Consider the following 1,580-nt stretch of genomic DNA (forward strand, 5'->3'; position numbering starts at 1 on the left):
CCGACGATGGCGGCGCGAATCGATTCTGCCATATAGGCAGAGAAGTGCAGGGTCAGCCCCAGGATGGTGGCGGTGATGCCGTTGATGGCGACCAGGAAAGTCAGGATTTGCGGCAAGCCATAATAGAACAGGAATAGCTGCACCAGCAGTGGCGTGCCGCGAAAGAAGGAGATGAACAGCATGGCCAGCGCATTGAGCCCTGGCGTTCGCTGCACCCTCACGACGGCGAGCATGCAGGCCAGCATCAATGCCGCGAGCATGCCGGCGCCGGCCATTTCCAATGTCAGCGGTAGATAGCCGAGCAGGATCGGCAACAACCCCAGCATGTAGTCGAGATCGAGAACGTGCATGAACGAGTCGCCTGAAAGCGGACGGCCGAGGCAAGCCCCGGCCGTTTAAATGGAGCGAGGGGTTACGGCGTGGTGATATCGGTGCCGAACCACTTTTCGGAGATTTGCTTGAGCGTGCCGTCTTCGCGCAGCGCCTTCAGTGCTTCATTGACGCGGTCACGCAAGGCATGCCCGGCCTCGTCGTCGCGGAAAGGCAGGGCGTTCTTGATGCGCGAGAACGGCTGGCCGGCGAGCTCGAGTGGCAGAGGCTTGTCCTTGATGACCTGGGTGGCGCTGACGCGGTCCATGACGAAGGCATCGGCGCGACCCAACGCTACATCCTGCTCGATGTTCGATTCGTAAGTCTTGATGTCGATGTCATCGGCATAGGATAACTCGCGCAAGAGCGCCTCGTAGTTGGAACCGAGGTTGACGGCGACGGTCTTGCCCTTGAGGTCCTCGACACCTTCGATGGCGTCGTTGCCCTTGCGTACCACCACTTGGGCACCGTCATAGACGTAAGGCTCGGTGAAGGCATACTTGGCCTTGCGCTCCGGCGTGATGGTGATCTGGTTGGCGATGGTGTCGATGCGCCCGGAATCGAGCATGCCCGCCAGCCCCGAGAAACTCGCGGTGACGAACTCGATATCGTCTCCGGTCTGCTCACCGACCGCGTTCATGACATCGACCTCGAAGCCCTTGAGCTCATCTTGCTCGACGAAGGTGAAGGGATAATAACCGCCGGACATCCCGACACGCAGAGTATCGGCATGCGCGGTGAGGGCGGTTACGCTCAGGGCGAGTCCCGCCAGGGCATATTGAATGAAATGGCGTAACGACATGATTGGCTCCTGCATGGGCATGGGTCGAAAAGTGGTTGCCCGGGGACTTTGTCGAAGGTGGCAATACCCCGTCGGCTTTCCGTGCAAAATCCAGTGTAGCCTGAATAGTGCATTTGAGAATAATGAACCAATTTTATATTCCTTTTAGTTTTTCTGCATCCCCGTCAATGCCGCCTTGGTCACCGCTATTCATAAAACATGACGCCTTATGACGCGCCATCATGATGCGCCTCTTGATATGAATAAATAGTATAACGTTAGAACTAAAAATATATTAGACTGTGATGACCGTTCACCTATGTATGGAGGCGACAGCAGACCAGATGAAAACCTCTGCCTTATCACGCGGCCAAGGCGCTGGCCAGCCGGATGTCGCTGGCTTCTTCGATCCTCGCACGTTCAGCATTCA

2 protein-coding genes are annotated in these 1,580 nt (G+C 57.0%); both read right to left on the minus strand.

The window, feature by feature from the left end:
* Positions 1–350, minus strand: a 350-nt coding sequence (locus tag OP495_RS17700) for an ABC transporter permease subunit (RefSeq protein ID WP_280571080.1), incomplete at its 3' end; no start/stop codon positions are given.
* Positions 351–412: 62 nt separating this feature from the next.
* Positions 413–1,171 (minus strand): amino acid ABC transporter substrate-binding protein, encoded by a 759-nt coding sequence (locus OP495_RS17705; RefSeq protein ID WP_280571082.1) that lies wholly within the window; start codon positions 1,169–1,171, stop codon positions 413–415.
* Between the last annotated feature and the right edge of the window lie 409 nt (positions 1,172–1,580).

Origin of the sequence: Chromohalobacter sp. 296-RDG, assembly GCF_029889885.1 — a bacterium.
GTDB lineage: Bacteria > Pseudomonadota > Gammaproteobacteria > Pseudomonadales > Halomonadaceae > Chromohalobacter.

Excerpts from the sequence above, each read along its gene's own strand:
- OP495_RS17705 (WP_280571082.1), bottom strand. The coding sequence starts at position 1,171 with ATGTCGTTACGCCATTTCATTCAATATGCCCTGGCGGGACTCGCCCTG.